The 15,055-nt window shown below is 71.4% G+C and carries 16 protein-coding genes; 7 read left to right on the forward strand and 9 right to left on the reverse strand.

What is annotated here, in order from left to right; translation table 11 throughout:
- Positions 1-14: 14 nt before the first annotated feature.
- The 6 genes from K244_RS0116440 to K244_RS0116465 all read right to left on the reverse strand — a co-directional run bounded on the left by K244_RS0116440 (position 15) and on the right by K244_RS0116465 (position 4,500).
- Positions 15-515 carry a GNAT family N-acetyltransferase gene (locus K244_RS0116440; RefSeq protein WP_020187379.1) on the reverse strand — a complete coding sequence of 167 codons (501 nt, stop codon included), beginning with the start codon at positions 513-515 and terminating at the stop codon, positions 15-17.
- A 7-nt stretch (positions 516-522) separates the two neighbouring features.
- Positions 523-1,203 carry a tRNA (adenosine(37)-N6)-threonylcarbamoyltransferase complex dimerization subunit type 1 TsaB gene (tsaB, locus tag K244_RS0116445; protein WP_020187380.1) on the reverse strand — a complete coding sequence of 227 codons (681 nt, stop codon included), beginning with the start codon at positions 1,201-1,203 and terminating at the stop codon, positions 523-525.
- Positions 1,204-1,216: 13 nt separating this feature from the next.
- Positions 1,217-1,819 carry a malonic semialdehyde reductase gene (locus tag K244_RS0116450; protein WP_245259784.1) on the reverse strand — a complete coding sequence of 201 codons (603 nt, stop codon included), beginning with the start codon at positions 1,817-1,819 and terminating at the stop codon, positions 1,217-1,219.
- A gap of 116 nt (positions 1,820-1,935) precedes the next feature.
- Positions 1,936-2,730, reverse strand: a complete 795-nt coding sequence (locus K244_RS0116455; RefSeq protein ID WP_020187382.1) for an SDR family oxidoreductase — start codon at positions 2,728-2,730, stop codon at positions 1,936-1,938.
- A gap of 92 nt (positions 2,731-2,822) precedes the next feature.
- Complete coding sequence (locus K244_RS0116460) at positions 2,823-3,212, reverse strand: DUF779 domain-containing protein (RefSeq protein WP_020187383.1); 390 nt, start codon at positions 3,210-3,212, stop codon at positions 2,823-2,825.
- A gap of 295 nt (positions 3,213-3,507) precedes the next feature.
- Positions 3,508-4,500 (reverse strand): aldo/keto reductase, encoded by a 993-nt coding sequence (locus tag K244_RS0116465; RefSeq protein ID WP_020187384.1) that lies wholly within the window; start codon positions 4,498-4,500, stop codon positions 3,508-3,510.
- Positions 4,501-4,598: 98 nt separating this feature from the next.
- On the opposite strand from K244_RS0116465, the gene K244_RS0116470 reads away from it, so the two are divergent.
- A complete protein-coding gene (locus K244_RS0116470; protein ID WP_020187385.1) occupies positions 4,599-5,492 on the forward strand; it encodes a LysR family transcriptional regulator in 894 nt (297 codons plus the stop codon).
- Between the two features lie 123 nt (positions 5,493-5,615).
- Here K244_RS0116470 and K244_RS0116475 read toward each other — a convergent pair whose 3' ends face one another.
- The gene (locus K244_RS0116475; RefSeq protein ID WP_020187386.1) at positions 5,616-5,942 is read right to left on the reverse strand and encodes a hypothetical protein; all 327 of its coding nucleotides are present in this window, start codon (positions 5,940-5,942) and stop codon (positions 5,616-5,618) included.
- A 105-nt stretch (positions 5,943-6,047) separates the two neighbouring features.
- A complete protein-coding gene (adh, locus tag K244_RS0116480; RefSeq protein WP_020187387.1) occupies positions 6,048-7,568 on the reverse strand; it encodes an aldehyde dehydrogenase in 1,521 nt (506 codons plus the stop codon).
- Between the two features lie 259 nt (positions 7,569-7,827).
- Here adh and K244_RS0116485 point away from each other — a divergent pair, with 259 nt between their 5' ends.
- From K244_RS0116485 to K244_RS0116495, 3 genes are all read left to right on the forward strand, one after another.
- A complete protein-coding gene (locus K244_RS0116485; protein ID WP_020187388.1) occupies positions 7,828-9,729 on the forward strand; it encodes a sigma-54-dependent Fis family transcriptional regulator in 1,902 nt (633 codons plus the stop codon).
- A 63-nt stretch (positions 9,730-9,792) separates the two neighbouring features.
- Entirely contained in the window at positions 9,793-10,416 is a 624-nt protein-coding gene (locus K244_RS0116490; RefSeq protein ID WP_020187389.1) for a 2-hydroxychromene-2-carboxylate isomerase, read from the forward strand.
- A gap of 67 nt (positions 10,417-10,483) precedes the next feature.
- Positions 10,484-10,978, forward strand: coding sequence for a hypothetical protein (locus K244_RS0116495; RefSeq protein WP_020187390.1), 495 nt, complete (start codon positions 10,484-10,486; stop codon positions 10,976-10,978).
- 54 nt (positions 10,979-11,032) lie between these two features.
- Here K244_RS0116495 and K244_RS0116500 read toward each other — a convergent pair whose 3' ends face one another.
- Positions 11,033-11,680, reverse strand: a complete 648-nt coding sequence (locus K244_RS0116500) for a TlpA disulfide reductase family protein (RefSeq protein ID WP_020187391.1) — start codon at positions 11,678-11,680, stop codon at positions 11,033-11,035.
- A gap of 72 nt (positions 11,681-11,752) precedes the next feature.
- Between K244_RS0116500 and argH the strand changes: the two genes are divergently transcribed.
- The 3 genes from argH to lysA all read left to right on the forward strand — a co-directional run bounded on the left by argH (position 11,753) and on the right by lysA (position 14,939).
- Positions 11,753-13,171, forward strand: a complete 1,419-nt coding sequence (gene argH / locus K244_RS0116505; RefSeq protein ID WP_020187392.1) for an argininosuccinate lyase — start codon at positions 11,753-11,755, stop codon at positions 13,169-13,171.
- A 265-nt stretch (positions 13,172-13,436) separates the two neighbouring features.
- Positions 13,437-13,634: a lipoprotein gene (locus K244_RS0116510; protein ID WP_020187393.1), complete on the forward strand. Its 198-nt coding sequence runs from the start codon at positions 13,437-13,439 to the stop codon at positions 13,632-13,634.
- A gap of 33 nt (positions 13,635-13,667) precedes the next feature.
- On the forward strand, positions 13,668-14,939 hold the full coding sequence (lysA, locus tag K244_RS0116515) for a diaminopimelate decarboxylase (RefSeq protein ID WP_020187394.1): 1,272 nt from the start codon (positions 13,668-13,670) through the stop codon (positions 14,937-14,939).
- Positions 14,940-15,055 lie beyond the last annotated feature (116 nt).

A 15,055-nucleotide genomic window follows, 5' to 3' on the forward strand; every position in this document is an offset into this window, starting at 1 on the left:
AAACGACGCCGACGTCACGTCATGTCGAGCGCGAGGATCCTTGCGGCGCCCCGCGTCCCGTCGGCGCGGCGGTAATAGGCCTTCCGCCGTCCCACCTCGGCGAAGCCGAAGCGGGCGTAGAGCGTGAGCGCGGCCGCGTTGTCCTCGTCCACTTCGAGCACCACCCGCCGCACGCCTTCGCCCGCGAGCCGGCCCAGATGGCGGGCGAGCAGCGCATGGCCGCCGCCGCCGCCGCGGCTGCGCTCGAGCACGGCGATCGACAGGACCTCCGCTTCGTCGACCGCGACGCGCGAGGCCGCGAAGCCCACCGGCCGCGACCGGCCTTCGCGATAGAGCGCGCAGGCCCGGACCGACCGGTCGCGCAGCAGCTGGTCCATCTCGTCGATGCTCCAGCCGCGCGCGAAGCAGGAGGCGTGGATTTCAGCGAGATCGTCCGCGTGTCCGGCGTCCGCCGGTTCGATCGCCCAGCGTCTCAGACCCGAGGCCCAGGCGTTCCAGAACCACAGCCAGTACATCGAGACGTCAGCGGCGCGGAATGCGGCCGCCCTCCTGCGGGTGGGCGTCGGCGGCCTTCAGGTACAGCGGCCGGGGCGGAGAGGACTGAGGATCGCACGCGCCGCCGAGCCGCGCGAGCCAGATCGGGTCCGGCGCGTCATGCGGACCCTCCCCCTTTCGCAGCAGGCCGCGCACCGAGGCGCCGATCACGAGATCCGCGCCGGAGCCGACCACCAGCGCCGGGCCTTCGCCAAGGACGAGCGCGGCGTCCGCCGCCGACAGAAGGCCCGCCGGCGCCAGCGGCGCGGCGTCGGGATCGAACGCCTGGAAGAACACGCGCCCGTGCCGCGCGTCGACGGCGGCCGCCACGGGCAGGCCGTCGCCGGCCGCGAGTTGGGGCGCGGCGAGCGCCGCCAGCGTCGTGACGCCGACGATCGGGACGCCGCTCGCAAGCGCAAGGGCGCGGGCCGCGGCGAGCCCCACGCGCAGTCCCGTGAAGCTGCCGGGACCGACGGTGACGGCGATGCGCGCCACCGTCGAAAGCCCGCCTGCGGCTGCGAGCGCATCGCGGACCTGGGGCATCAGCGCCTCGGCGTGGCCGCGCGCCATCGCGACGGAGACGACGTGCGCCGGCGCCGCGTCGTCGTCGGTCTCGACGATCGCGACGGAGGCGGCGCCGAGGGCCGTGTCAATGGCGAGCACGCGCATGGGAGGAGGCCGGTCAGACGATCTTGCAGAACTCGTCGAAGTCCGGCCGCGGCAGGCGGTCGAACATGTTCTGGCCGTCGCCGTAGCCGAGGTTCACGAGGAAGTTCGAGCGCAAGGTGGTGCCGGCGAAGAAGGCCTCGTCGACGGCCTTGCGGTCGAACCCCGCCATGGCCCCCGTGTCGAGGCCGAGCGCGCGGGCGGCGAGGATCAGGTAGCCGCCCATCAGCGAGCCGTTGAGCTGCGCGCCGCTTTCAATGGCGGCGTCGTTGCCTTCGAACCACGACTTCGCGTCGGCGTGCGGGAAGAAGCGCAGCAGGTTGTCGATCCAGCGCAGGTCGTAGGCGACGATCGCCGTCACCGGCGCGGCGGCGGTCTTGTCGCGGTTGCTGGCCGACAGGGTCGGCAGCAGCTTCGCCTTGGCCTCGGGGGAGGTGACAAACACGAAGCGTCCGGGGAGGCCGTTGGCGCTGGTCGGCCCCATCTTCACGAGTTCGAACAGCGCGCGCAGGGTCGTCTCCGAGACCGGCTCGGGCTTGAACGAATTGTGCGTCCGCGCGGCGCGGAACAGCGCGTCGAGCGCGGCGTCGTCGATGGGGGCGCGGTGCGGTCCTGTCACGTGCGCGGTCTCCTGAGCGAGCATGAACGGCGAAGCGCCGTTCCGATCCGCCCTTTTAGCAGCCGCGCGCCGCCGCGCCAGCGATCCGCCGAAGCGGGATCGCCCCGCCGCAACCGTCAGGCGATGGTGTCGACCACGCCGCCGTCCACGCGCAGCGCGGCGCCGGTGGTGGCGGAGGCTTGGACCGAGCAGACGTAGACCACCATGTTCGCGACCTCCTCGACGCTGGCGGCGCGCTGGATGATCGAGGTCGGCCGGTTGGCCTTCACGAAGGCCGCCCCCACCTCCTCCAGCGTGCGGCCGGTCTTCGCGACCTCGTCCTTCAGCATCTCGGCGACGCCCTCCGACAGCGTCGGGCCGGGCAGCACGGCGTTGACCGTGACGCCCGTGCCGGCGAGGCGCTTCGCGAGGCCGCGGGAGATCGAGAGCGCCGCGGTCTTGGTGAAGCCGTAGTGGATCATGTCGGCCGGGATGTTGAGGGCGGACTCCGACGACAGGAACACGATCCGCCCCCAGCCGCGCTCCGCCATGCCCTGCGCGTAGGCGCGGGAGAGCCTCACGCCCGACATGACGTTGACCTCGAAGAAGCGGGTCCACTCCTCGTCCGGGATCTCGAAGAAGTCCTGCGGGCCGAAAATCCCGACGTTGTTGACGAGGATGTCCGGCGACGGGACCGCCGCGACCAGCGCCTTCGCGCCCTCCGCCGTCCCGAGATCGGCGGCCACGCCGCGGACCTCGGAGCCCGGAACCGCATCGCGGATGGCCTTGACGGCCTTATCGACCGCCGCCGCCTTGCGGCCGTTGACGACCACGGCCGCGCCGGCCTCGGCGAGGCCCTTGGCGATGGCGTGGCCGATGCCGGCGGTGGAGCCGGTGACGACGGCGGTCTTCGACGTGAGATCGATCTTCATGGGAGGCGTCCTCGCGGTGCGGGTTTGCGGGGACAGCTAGGGAGCGGGCGCGCCGCGAACAGCGGGCGTTGCGCTCCGCTCGTCATGTCCGCTCAGGCCGCGGCCTTCGCCTCGGCCTCCTCCAGCGCCTTCACCTCGGCGTCGGAGAAGATGCGCGAGCGGATGTGGAAGCGGACCTCGCGGCCGTTCTCGAGGCTGAACATGCCGCCGCGTCCGGGCACCACGTCGAGCGTCAGCGCCGTGTGCCGCCAGTACTCGAACTGCGACGGGCTCATGTAGAACCCCGCGCCGCCGACCTCGCCGAGCTTCACGTCATCGTCGGACAGGATGTAGTCGCCGACGCCGTAGCACATGGGCGAGGAGCCGTCGCAGCAGCCGCCGGACTGGTGGAACAGCACGTCGCCGTGCTCGGCCCGCAGCGTCCGGATGAGATCGAGCGCCCGCTCGGTGGCGACGACGCGGGTCGGAACGTTCTGTGTCATGGGTCGAACTCCTCCGCGGAACAACATAGGCCGGGTCCCCACCGCGGCGAAGACCCGGCCGGATGCTCCGTTCGGCTGTCGGCCCGGAACCGAGAGCCTGATCGCGCGCCGGCCCTTGTCCCCTTCCCCCTTGCGGGGAGGGGTTAGGGGTGGGGTGGCGCAGAACGAAGCGCGGCGGCCGGGACATGCGGAGCGCCCCGGACGCCATTTCACCCGAGAGTCCCATCCGGAACCACCCCCACCCCCGAGCCCTCCCCGCAAGGGGGAGGGGAGAGCGCGCCGGCCCGCGACGGCTCTAGCGCTCGCTGTCGAGATGCGCCATCTGCGCGGCGGCGTAGCGCTCGCCGGCCGCCGCGCCCTTCGGGACGGCGCGCTCGATCGCGGCCAGGTCGTCGGGCGTCAGCGCGACTTCGATCGCGCCGAGCGCTTCGGCCAGCCGACGCGGGCTGCGCGCGCCGATCACCGGCACGATGTCCGCGCCCTGCGCCAGGACCCAGGCGATCGCGATCTGCGCGACGCTCACGCCCTTCGCTTCGGCGATCGCGCGAAGCGCCTCCACGAGTTTCAGGTTGGTCTCGACGGCGCCGGCCTGGAAACGCGGGCTCATCGCGCGGAAATCGCCGGCCGCGACCTTCGACGGGTCGTAACGCCCGCCGATGAGCCCGCGCGACAGCACGCCGTAGGCCGTGATCGCGACGCCGAGCTCGCGGGCGGCGGGCAGCACCTTGTCCTCCGGGCCGCGCGAGATCAGCGAATACTCGATCTGCAGGTCGACGATCGGATGGGTCGCCGCGGCCCGCCGCAAGGTCTCGGCGCCGATCTCGGAAAGCCCGATGTGGCTGATGTAGCCGGCCTTCACCATGTCGGCGATCGCGCCCACCGTGTCCTCGATCGGAACCTTGGGGTCGAGGCGGGCCGGGCGGTAGACGTCGATGTGGTCCACGCCGAGCCGTTGCAGGGAGTAGGCGAGGAAGGTCTTCACCGCTTCGGGCCGGCCGTCGAAGCCGAGCCAGCTCCCGTCGGGACCACGCAAGGCGCCGAACTTGACGCTCAGCTGGTAGCTGTCGCGCGGCCGGCCCTTCAGCGCCTCGGCGATCAGCAGCTCGTTGTGGCCCATTCCGTAGAAGTCGCCGGTGTCGAGCAGCGTCACGCCGGCGTCGAGCGCGGCGTGGATCGTGGCGACGCCTTCCGCCCGATCGGACGGTCCGTAGGCGCCGGACATGCCCATGCAGCCGAGGCCGAGAACCGAGGTCTCCGGTCCGGTGCGTCCAAGCTTGCGAGTGGTCATCGAAACCTCCTGGGTTGGTCGCTCGAGGACGATGTGGACCAGATCAGGCTGTGCGATAATCCCGTGGTCGTGGGACGGACCGTGCGGAAAGGCGGACAATGGGCCAGATCGACCTCAACGACGTCGCCCGCCTGGTCACCGTGGCGGAGGCCGGCGGCTTCCGCGCGGCCGCCCAGCGCCGCACCGATTCCGCCTCCGGCCTGAGCGAGGCCGTGCGGCGGCTCGAGGAGGCGCTCGGCGCCCGGCTGCTCAACCGAACCACGCGCAGCGTCGCGCTGACCGAAGCCGGCGCGCGGCTGATCGACCGGGCGCGTCCGGCGCTCGCCGAACTCGCAGCCGCGCTCGACGCCGTGTCGTCCGACTCCGATCGGCCGACGGGCACGCTGCGCCTCAACGTGCCGACCTTCGTGGCGCGGCATGTGCTGCCGCCGATCGCCACGGCGTTCCTGAAGCGTCATCCCGGCGTGCGGATGGACGTGACGGCGCAGGACAGCTTCATCGACGTGCTGGCCGAGGGCTGCGACGCCGGCATCCGCTACGAGGAGCGTCTGGCGCTCGACATGATCGCGACGCCGATCGGGCCGCGCCGGCAGCGCTTCGTGCTCGCGGCCGCGCCGTCCTACATCGCGGAGCGCGGCGCCCCGGCGCATCCGCACGATCTGCTGCGGCACGCGCGGATCGGCCACCGCTTCCTCGGCAGCAAGGCGCTCGCCATCTGGGAGTTCGAGCGTGACGGGGAGATCATCCGAGTGCCGCCGGAAGGGCCGCTGACCGCCTCGACCTTCGAGATGCAGATCGCGGCGGCGGTCGCCGGGCTCGGGATCATCGGGCATTTCGGCGAGGCGCTGGCGGCCGATCTCGCGAGCGGCGCACTGGTCCCGGTGCTCGAGGACTGGTGGCAGGAGTTCTCCGGCCCCATGCTCTACTACCAGAGCCGGCGCCACATGCCGGCCCCGCTCAGGGCGTTCGTGGATTTCGTGAAGGCCAGCTAGGCCTCTCTCCCTCTCGTCGGCGGCGAGGGTCTTGATCAGGAGCCGGAGGCTCCACGCTGCGCGCCTCGCCGGCGCGATGTTGGTGCGGAGCCGAGCCCTAAGCTCCGGGTCGCGCGTAGTACTTTATAGGTCCTGCCGAATGATCCGGTACTCGTCGACGGCGTCCTCATCGACTTCGACTGTCACACCGTTTTCGGATACGTGGACGTTTGAGCCGCGTTGCTTGACGCCTGAGACCCAGAATTCTTCTCCGGATTCGACGTCGAAGAAATTTCCGCGCACGCCTCCTCCCTTAGACTTCTGCAGGACGCGGTCACGGTAATAGACCGTCTGGCCGGTCTTCGAGAAGCTGACCCACCCAATTCGGGCGGCCACACCCTCGATGTGACCATCCTTGTTCTCAATGTACATCACCCGCCGAGAGAGACCCTTGGTGAGCTGCGAGCGCATCGTTCGCTCCGGAAATCCATTCGTTGACCTATAAGATTGCGGAGCGAGTAAAAAAGAAAGGGCGGCCCGGAGGCCGCCCTTCGCATGCGCGTCGCGCGTTAAGGCTCAGAAGAACCCGAGCTTCTTGGCGGAGTAGCTGACCAGCATGTTCTTGGTCTGCTGGTAGTGGTCGAGCATCATCTTGTGGGTCTCGCGCCCGATGCCGGACTGCTTGTAGCCGCCGAAGGCCGCGTGCGCGGGATAGGCGTGGTAGCAGTTGGTCCAGACGCGGCCGGCCTGGATGCCGCGGCCGAAGCGGTAGGCGCGGGTGCCGTCGCGGGTCCACACGCCGGCGCCGAGGCCGTAGAGCGTGTCGTTGGCCTGGGACAGCGCGTCCTCGTCGTCCTTGAAGGTCGCGACCGAGAGCACGGGGCCGAAGATCTCCTCCTGGAAGATCCGCATCTTGTTGTGGCCCTTGAACACCGTCGGCTTGACGTAGTAGCCGCCGCCGAACTCGCCCTCGAGCTCGTTGCGGCCGCCGCCGGCGAGCACTTCCGCGCCTTCCTGCTTGCCGATGTCGATGTAGCTCAGGATCTTCTCGAGCTGTTCCGAGGAGGCCTGGGCGCCGACCATGGTGGAGGGATCGAGCGGCGAGCCGAGCTTGATGGCCTCGACCCGTTTTAGCGCCTTCTCCATGAAGCGGTCGTAGATCGACTCCTGGATGAGCGCGCGGCTCGGGCAGGTGCAGACCTCGCCCTGGTTCAGCGCGAACATCACGAAGCCTTCGATCGCCTTGTCGAAGAAGTCGTCGTCCTCGGCCACCACGTCGGCGAAGAACACGTTCGGCGACTTGCCGCCGAGCTCCAGCGTCACCGGGATCAGGTTCTGGCTGGCGTACTGCATGATCAGGCGGCCGGTCGTGGTCTCGCCGGTGAAGGCGATCTTGGCGATCCGGTTCGAGGAGGCCAGCGGCTTGCCGGCTTCGAGGCCGAAGCCGTTGACGACGTTCAGCACGCCCTCGGGCAGGATGTCGCCGATCAGCTCCATCAGCACCATGATCGAGGCCGGCGTCTGCTCGGCCGGCTTCAGCACGACGCAGTTGCCGGCGGCGAGCGCGGGCGCGAGCTTCCACACCGCCATGAGGATGGGGAAGTTCCACGGGATGATCTGGCCGACGACGCCGAGCGGCTCGTGGAAGTGGTAGGCGACCGTGTCGTGGTCGATCTCGGACAGCGCGCCTTCCTGCGCGCGGACGCAGCCGGCGAAGTAGCGCCAGTGGTCGATCGCCAGCGGAATGTCCGCCGCCATGGTCTCGCGGATCGGCTTGCCGTTGTCCCAGGTCTCGGCGGTCGCGATCAGCTCGAGGTTGTCCTCCATCACGTCGGCGATCTTGAGCAGCATCGCGGCGCGTTCGGCGACCGAGGTGCGGCCCCAGGCGTCCTTGGCCTTGTGGGCGGCGTCGAGCGCCAGCTCCACGTCTTCCTTCTGCGAGCGGGCGATCTCGCAGATCTTCTGGCCGTTGATCGGGCTGGTGTTCTCGAAGTAACGGCCGCCGACCGGGGCCACGAAGCGGCCGCCGATGAAGTTGTCGTAGCGTTCCTTGAACGGAGCCTTGGTGAAGGCTTCCATGCGTTCCGGCTTGTTCATCGTTATGTCCTCCCGAGACATCGTTGTGCCTGCCGCCCCCATGGCATCAGCCGTGCCAAGCGCCGTTGTGCGGGTGCTCTGACGACCGCCAGCGCCGCGGAGGGCGCTGTGGTTTCAGGGCGAATGAGCCTCAAGGCGGCGGCGCCGACCTTCGACGAGGTGGACGGACCGCCGATCGCCGTGAAACAGTGTCGCCAAAAGAAGCGCCGCCGGTGCGACAGCTGTCGCAGCGTGCGACGCCAGCACAGGGACGGACGCCATGCGGCAAGACCCGCCGCGCGCCGACGTGATCCAGGCGCGCCATGATTTCTTCGACCTCGGCGCCGCGCCGACGGGCCTCGTTCCCGGCGCGATCCTGCGCTCGTGGCAGCGCTGCGCGGCCCGCGGCTTCGACAGCCACGAGCGCCCGCGGCTGGAGCCCGGCCTCGCAAGCGAGCTGCGCGAGCTGAAGGAGCGCAACGAGCGGCTGATCCGGCTGTCGCGTCCCGAACTCGAAAGCCTGACCCGCGAGGCGGCGGCGAGCGGCGGCATCGTGATCCTCACCGACGGCGCGGGCTTCGTGCTGGACGCGCTGGGCGACCCGGCCTTCGCCGGAAAGGCCGCGAACGTTGCGCTGCGCCCCGGCGTGCCCTGGAGCGAGGCGACCGCCGGCACCAATGCGATCGGGGCGGCGCTGGTGGAGCGTCGCGCCGTCCAGGTGCGCGGGCCGGAGCATTACTTCGAGCCGCACCGCATCCTGAGCTGCGCCGCGGCGCCGATCCTCGACCCCTACGGCGCGCTGGTCGGCGCGCTCGACCTCACCGGCCAGGCGGCGCTGCCGCACGACCGCGCGCTGACGCTGGTGCGCTCCTGCGTCGACCAGATCGAGCACCGCATGTTCGCCGAGGCCTTCCCGAAGGCCGAGGTGATCCGCCTGCACTCCGACCCCGAGCGGCTCGGCGTCGCGCAGGAGGGCGTGCTGGTGTTCGAGGGTTCGCGCCTCGTCGCCGCCAACCGCCACGGCCTGAAGCTGATGGGGCTGGACTGGAACGCGCTCGGCGCCCGCTCCTTCGGCGACCTGTTCGACGGCGGCCCCAAAGGAGAGGGCGAGCTCAGCCTGCTCCGCAGCCGCGACGGCCGCGATTTCCACGCCCGGCTGCGCCGCGCCCCGGCGGCGACGCCCGGCGGCGGGCCGAAGGCTCCGCCCGCGCCTGCGCCGTATCCCGTCTCCGCGCCGCAGCCGCGCCGGGCGTCGGGACCGGTGTTCGACGCGCAGACCGAGCGCGACCTCGCCCGCGCCGCCCGTCTCGTCGACGGCGACGTGCCGGTGCTGATCCAGGGCGAGACCGGCTCGGGCAAGGAGGTGTTCGCCCGCGAGGTCCACCGGCTCAGCCGCCGCGCCGACAGGCCGTTCGTGGCGGTGAACTGCGCGGCGCTGCCCGAGGGCCTGATCGAGGCGGAGCTGTTCGGCTACGAGGAGGGCGCCTTCACCGGCGCCCGGCGCGCGGGCTCCAAGGGCCTGATGCGCGAGGCGGACGGCGGCGTGCTGTTCCTGGACGAGATCGGCGACATGCCGCTTGCCCTGCAGGCCCGGCTGCTCAGGGCGGTGCAGGAGCGCACTGTGACGCCGCTCGGCGGCGGGAAGCCGCACCCGATCGACGTGCGCCTCGTCTCCGCCACCCACCGCGACCTCAAGACCATGACCGAGGCCGGCGAGTTCCGGCCCGATCTCTACTACCGCATCGCCCAGTACGGCTTCGCCCTGCCGGCCTTCCGCGCCCTGGCCGACCGGGCCGGCGCTCTCGCCGCGCTGTGGGAGAACGTCGCGCAGGACGGGCGGACGCTCGCGCCGGCGACGCTCGCGCGCCTCGCCGCCTACGACTGGCCGGGCAACCACCGCGAGGCGGTTGGCGCGATGCGGGCGATGGCGGCGCTGTCGGAGCCGGGCGAGCGGATCGGCCCCGAGCTGCTGCCCGCGGCGATCCGCGACGTGACGCCCGCGCCTGCGGCGCCTGTCCCCCCAGAGGGGCTCGAGGGCCTTGCGCGCGCCGCCATGCGGGCGGCCATCGAGGCCGCGGACGGCAATGTCGCCGAGGCCGCGCGCCGGCTTGGGGTCAGCCGCAGCACGCTCTACCGTCGCGCCGTGCCGGGCGGCCCGCGCCGCCGCCGGCTCGACGGCTGAGCTGCGGCGTCCGGCGCGCGGCGTGTCGCGTCCGCGTAACCTTCTTGTACCCTGGAGTTCACCATGCCCCGCTCAATCGACGTCTATCTGTCCGTGCTGTCGCCCTGGGCGCATCTGGGGCACGCGCCGTTCCTCGAGATCGCTGCGCGGCATGGGCTCGCCCCGCTTTGGCGCCCGGTGCACCTGCCGGGGCTGTTCTCCGAGACCGGCGGCCTCCCGCTCGCCCAGCGCGCCATCCAGCGCCAGCGCTACCGCTTCGTCGAGCTGCAGCGCTGGGCGGAGGCGCGCGGCCGGCCGATCGTCCTGCGTCCGAAGCACTGGCCGTTCGACGCGACGCTCGCCGACGCCGCCGCGCTCGCGCTGATCGCCAGGGGCGAGGATCCCGCCGGCTATCTCGGCGCCGCCATGCGCGGCGTCTGGGAGGAGGAGCGCGACCTCGCCTCCCGCGAGACGGTCGCGGACGTGCTCGCCGAGCAGGGCTTCGACGCCGACGCCGTGATGGCGGAGGCCGCCCGCCCGGAGACCGCGGCGGCCTACGCCGTCAACCGCGCGAAGGCGACCGACGCGGGCGTGTTCGGGTCGCCTGCCTATGTGCTCGACGGCGAAGTGTTCTGGGGCCAGGACCGGCTCGACATGCTCGACGACGCGCTGACGCGCGGCCGCGTTGCTTACGCGCCGGACTTCTGAAATGGCCTCGGTTCCGCCACGCTCCGCGCCCCAAATGACGTCGAGACGCGACGAGGAGGCTCGACCCATGCGCACTCTGTCCGCCATCGCCGCCGCGACCCTCGTCGCGGCGCTGTGCGTCGCCGCCGGTCTGGGCGGCGGCCCCGCTGGAGCCGACACGCCCCGCGTCGACCGCTACGCCTTGACCCCCGCGGACGGCGGCTTCCTCAGGCTCGACCGCGAGACCGGCGCGACCGCCTTCTGCGCGACCGCCGCCGACGGCTACGCCTGCCGACCGACCAAGGAAGAGAGGGCGCTCGGGTCCGGCGGACATGAGACCCGGCTCGAGGCGCGCGTGGCTGAGCTCGAGGCCAAGGTGAAGCGGCTCGAGGACGGTCTGCCGCCCCAGCCCTCCGCCAAGGACGGCCCGCTGACCCGCGACGACCAAGCCCTGCGGCTGCCGACCGACGAGGAGATCGACAAGATCGCCGGCTTCTTCGAACGCGCCATGAAGCGGATGCAGCGCTTCGCGGAGAGTCTCGCGCGCGACCCCGCCCCGGAGCCGGATCAGCAGCGGCTCTGAGCTTCAAGCGAGCGAGGCCCCTCTTCCAGCACGCCCTCGGTCCGACGGTCGCCGTCAGCGTCCCAGCGCGGCGTCGATCAGCTTGAGCGCGTCGGGGCTCGCCCATTCGGCGGGGCCCGGCAGGTAGCCGATCTCGCAGCCCGCCTTGTCGAGGATCAGCGTCGTCGGCAGCCCGGCCCCGCGGCCGACCGCGCGGAGGTCGCGGAACATCTTGTTCGACGGGTCGGCGTGGAACGGCAGGTCGGTGACGCCGATCTCCTTCAGGAAGGCCTTGGGCTTCTCAACGCCGCCGAAGTCGAGCGCGACGGGCACGACCGCGAAGTCGGCGCGGCCGCGCGCGCGGGCCAGTTCCGCGAGCGCCGGCATCTCCTTGCGGCAGGGCGCGCACCAGGTCGCCCAGAGGTTCAGCACCACGACCTTGCCCCGATACTGGTCGAGCCCGCCGTTGGCGCCCACCTCGTTCTGGAACACGAGCGGCGGCAGCGGGCGGGGCGCGTCGGGCGTGACGACCGCCGCCACTTCTCCGACGGCCGCCGCCTTCATGGCCTTGAGCGTCGCAGGGGAGGCGGCGCAGGCGGCTTCGGCCTTGTCCTGCGCGGCGATCCCGTATAGGGCGAGCGCGCCTAGAGCGGCGCCGGCGACCAGCGCGAGCGCCACGAGGCGGACAGCGGAAAAGCGCGGGCGGCCCGCGGGGTCGGACATGGCGTCTCGCCTTCGTTTCGGCGCGCCGTCTCCGCATGATGTCGAAGAGCGGCGGCAAGGGACCTGATCGCGATGAGCAACTCGATGTGGGGCGGGCGGTTTGCCGACGCGCCGGACGCGGTTCTCGAGGCCATCAACGCCTCGATCGATTTCGACCGCCGCTTCTACGCCCAGGACATCCGCGCCTCCAAGGTCCATGTGGCGATGCTCGCCGCGACCGGCATCGTGGCGCGCGAGGACGCGGCCGCGATCTTCAAGGGTCTGACCGAGGTCCAGGCCGAGATCGAGAAGGGCGACTTCACCTTCTCGCGAGCGCTCGAAGACATCCACATGAACATCGAGAGCCGTTTGGCGGAGATCGTCGGTCCCGCCGCCGGGCGGCTGCACACTGCGCGCTCCCGCAACGACCAGGTGGCGACCGACTTCCGGCTGTTCGTCCGCGACGCGCTGGACGCGCTCGACCTCAGCCTCGCCCAGCTGCAGACCGCGCTGGTCGACAAGGCGATCGAGCACTCGGCGACGGTGATGCCGGGCTTCACCCATCTCCAGAGCGCGCAGCCCGTCACCTTCGGCCACCACCTGCTGGCCTATGTCGAGATGATCGGCCGCGACCGCAGCCGCGTCGCCGACGCCCGCAAGCGCATGAACGAGTGCCCGCTCGGCGCGGCGGCGCTAGCCGGCACCTCGTTCCCGATCGACCGCACCATGACGGCGCGCGGACTCGGGTTCGACCGGCCGACCGCGAATTCGATCGACTCCGTCTCCGACCGCGACTTCGTGCTCGAGACGCTCTCGATCGCGGCGATCTGCGCCGGCCACCTCTCGCGCTTCGCGGAGGAGATCGTGCTGTGGTCGACGCCGCAATTCGGCTTCATCAAGCTCTCGGACCGGTTCTCGACCGGCTCGTCGATCATGCCGCAGAAGCGCAATCCCGACGCGGCCGAGCTGGTCCGCGGCAAGTCGGGCCGGGTGACCGGCGCCCTGGTTGCGATGCTGACCGTGATGAAGGGCCTGCCGCTCGCCTATTCCAAGGACATGCAGGAGGACAAGGAGGGGCTGTTCGACGCGCTCGACACGCTGGACCTCTGCGTCGCCGCGACGGCCGGCATGGTCGTCGACATGACGCCGGACCCGGCCACGATGCGCCGCGCCGCGGGCTCGGGCTACTCCACCGCGACCGATCTGGCGGACTGGCTCGTCCGCGTCGTCGGCATGCCGTTCCGCGAGGCCCATCACGTCACCGGACGCATCGTCGCCAAGGCCTCCGAGACGGACACGCCGCTCGAGAAGCTCGCGATCGAGGAGATGCAGGCGGTCGAGCCGCGCATCACCGAGGAGGTGTTCGAGGTCCTCGGCGTGCGGAACTCGGTGAAGAGCCGCACCAGCTACGGCGGCGCGGCCCCCGACAACGTGCGCGAGCAGGCCGGCCGCTGGCGCCGCATCCTCCGCAAGGAGATCGCCAAGCTGGAGACCGCGGCCGAGGAGATCTGAGCGGATCGAGCTCAACATTCCGACGAGGTGCGCGCCTTACCTCTCCCCAGCGGGGAGAGGTCGGCCCGCAGGGCCGGGTGAGGGGGTGAGACCTCTCCGAAGACCGCCAGCCCCTCACCCGCTCGGCTTCGCCTCGCGACCTCTCCACGGCCGGGGAGAGGTGAAGGCAGGAGCGGCCGTCGGGACCTCGGCGCCAGTTGCGCGCGGGCGGCAAACCGTCTCTAAGGGTTTTCCTCCCGATCGCCGCTTTCGAGGAAGCCGCCCCGTGACGAGCCCGATCCGCTCCGCCGCCGCCCTGGCCCTGCTCGTCGCCGCCGTCGCGCTCGGCGGCTGCGGGCGCAAGGGTCCGCTCGAGCCGCCGCCGGACGCGCCGAAGACCACGGTCACCAAACCGGACGGCACGACCGAGCAGAAGATCGTCAAGCCGTCTCGGCCCTTCGTGCTCGACGGCCTGCTGAACTGACACGCGCGGCCTGAACGGCGCCGGACGGATCCAATGCATCATTTCGCTTACGCCGAGGACGCCCTCCATGCGGAGGACGTGCCGCTCGCCCGCATCGCCGCGGAGGTCGGAACGCCGGTCTACGTCTATTCGACGGCCACGCTGACGCGGCACGTCCGGGTGTTCTCGGCCGCGTTCGAGGGCGTCGACCATCTCGTCTGCTACGCGCTCAAGGCGAACTCGAACCAGGCGGTTCTGGCGACGCTCGCCCGCCTCGGCGTGGGGATGGACGTGGTCTCGGGCGGCGAGCTCGCCCGCGCGCTCGCGGCCGGCGTGCCCGGCGAGCGCATCACCTTCTCGGGCGTCGGAAAGACCGCTGAGGAGCTGTCGGCGGCGCTGGACGCGAAGATCCTCGCCTTCAACGTGGAGAGCGAGCCGGAACTGCGCCTGCTGTCGCAGGTCGCCGTGCAGAAGGGCGCGACCGCCCATATCGCGCTGCGGGTGAACCCCGACGTGGACGCTAAGAGCCACGCCAAGATCTCGACCGGCTCCTCCGAAACCAAGTTCGGCGTGCCGATCGCCGAGGCCCGGCGGGTCTACGCCGAGGCCGCGCGGCTCCCGGGGATCGCGGTCGCGGGCGTCGACATGCACATCGGCAGCCAGATCACCGCGCTCGACCCCTTCGACAGCGCGATCTCGCGGCTTGTGGCCTTCGTCGGCGAGCTGCGCGCCGACGGCCACAGCATCGACCACGTCGACCTTGGCGGCGGGCTCGGCATTCCCTACCGTGACGACAACGAGCCGCCGCCGCACCCCGACGCCTACGCCGGCGTGGTGAAGCGCCTGACCGAGGGCCTCGAGGCCAAGCTGATCTTCGAGCCGGGCCGGCTGATCGTCGGCAACGCCGGCGTGCTGCTGACCCGCGTGATCTATGTGAAGGAAGGGGCCGCGAAGCCCTTCGTGATCGTCGACGCCGGCATGAACGACCTGATCCGCCCGACGCTCTACGACGCTCATCACGAGATCTGGCCGGTCGTCCGCCCCGATCCGGACGCGCCCCGGGTGAAGGCCGACGTCGTGGGGCCGGTCTGCGAGACCGGCGACTACATGGCGCTCGGCCGCGACATGGCGCGGCCTGCGGCCGGCGACCTGCTGGCGATCATGTCCGCCGGGGCCTACGGGGCGGTGCAGGCGTCCACCTACAATTCGCGGCCCCTCGTGCCGGAGGCGCTGGTGAACGGCGCGGCCTACGCCGTCGTGCGCCCGCGGCCCTCGGTCGAGGAATTGATCGCGCTGGACCGCCTGCCCGAGTGGCTCGCAGGCTGACCCTCACGGCGGCGTGACGCGCGCTGCGGTCCGCGGGGTAGCGCCGTGCGTACGCCGTGCTAGTCTCCGGACTTCGAGTGCGGAACGCCTTGGGGACGGGCGCGCACGGGAGACCG

The sequence above is a fragment of the Methylopila sp. 73B genome (assembly GCF_000526315.1).
Lineage (GTDB): Bacteria > Pseudomonadota > Alphaproteobacteria > Rhizobiales > Methylopilaceae > Methylopila.

What these genes read in the sequence shown, in the direction of transcription:
- K244_RS0116440 (WP_020187379.1), bottom strand. Translation starts at nt 515, where the DNA reads ATGTACTGGCTGTGGTTCTGGAACGCCTGGGCCTCGGGTCTGAGACGC.
- tsaB (WP_020187380.1), bottom strand. Translation starts at nt 1,203, where the DNA reads ATGCGCGTGCTCGCCATTGACACGGCCCTCGGCGCCGCCTCCGTCGCG.
- K244_RS0116455 (WP_020187382.1), bottom strand. Translation starts at nt 2,730, where the DNA reads ATGAAGATCGATCTCACGTCGAAGACCGCCGTCGTCACCGGCTCCACC.
- K244_RS0116460 (WP_020187383.1), bottom strand. Translation starts at nt 3,212, where the DNA reads ATGACACAGAACGTTCCGACCCGCGTCGTCGCCACCGAGCGGGCGCTC.
- K244_RS0116465 (WP_020187384.1), bottom strand. Translation starts at nt 4,500, where the DNA reads ATGACCACTCGCAAGCTTGGACGCACCGGACCGGAGACCTCGGTTCTC.
- K244_RS0116470 (WP_020187385.1), top strand. Translation starts at nt 4,599, where the DNA reads ATGGGCCAGATCGACCTCAACGACGTCGCCCGCCTGGTCACCGTGGCG.
- K244_RS0116475 (WP_020187386.1), bottom strand. Translation starts at nt 5,942, where the DNA reads ATGCGCTCGCAGCTCACCAAGGGTCTCTCTCGGCGGGTGATGTACATT.
- adh (WP_020187387.1), bottom strand. Translation starts at nt 7,568, where the DNA reads ATGAACAAGCCGGAACGCATGGAAGCCTTCACCAAGGCTCCGTTCAAG.
- K244_RS0116485 (WP_020187388.1), top strand. Translation starts at nt 7,828, where the DNA reads ATGCGGCAAGACCCGCCGCGCGCCGACGTGATCCAGGCGCGCCATGAT.
- K244_RS0116490 (WP_020187389.1), top strand. Translation starts at nt 9,793, where the DNA reads ATGCCCCGCTCAATCGACGTCTATCTGTCCGTGCTGTCGCCCTGGGCG.
- K244_RS0116495 (WP_020187390.1), top strand. Translation starts at nt 10,484, where the DNA reads ATGCGCACTCTGTCCGCCATCGCCGCCGCGACCCTCGTCGCGGCGCTG.
- K244_RS0116500 (WP_020187391.1), bottom strand. Translation starts at nt 11,680, where the DNA reads ATGTCCGACCCCGCGGGCCGCCCGCGCTTTTCCGCTGTCCGCCTCGTG.
- argH (WP_020187392.1), top strand. Translation starts at nt 11,753, where the DNA reads ATGAGCAACTCGATGTGGGGCGGGCGGTTTGCCGACGCGCCGGACGCG.
- lysA (WP_020187394.1), top strand. Translation starts at nt 13,668, where the DNA reads ATGCATCATTTCGCTTACGCCGAGGACGCCCTCCATGCGGAGGACGTG.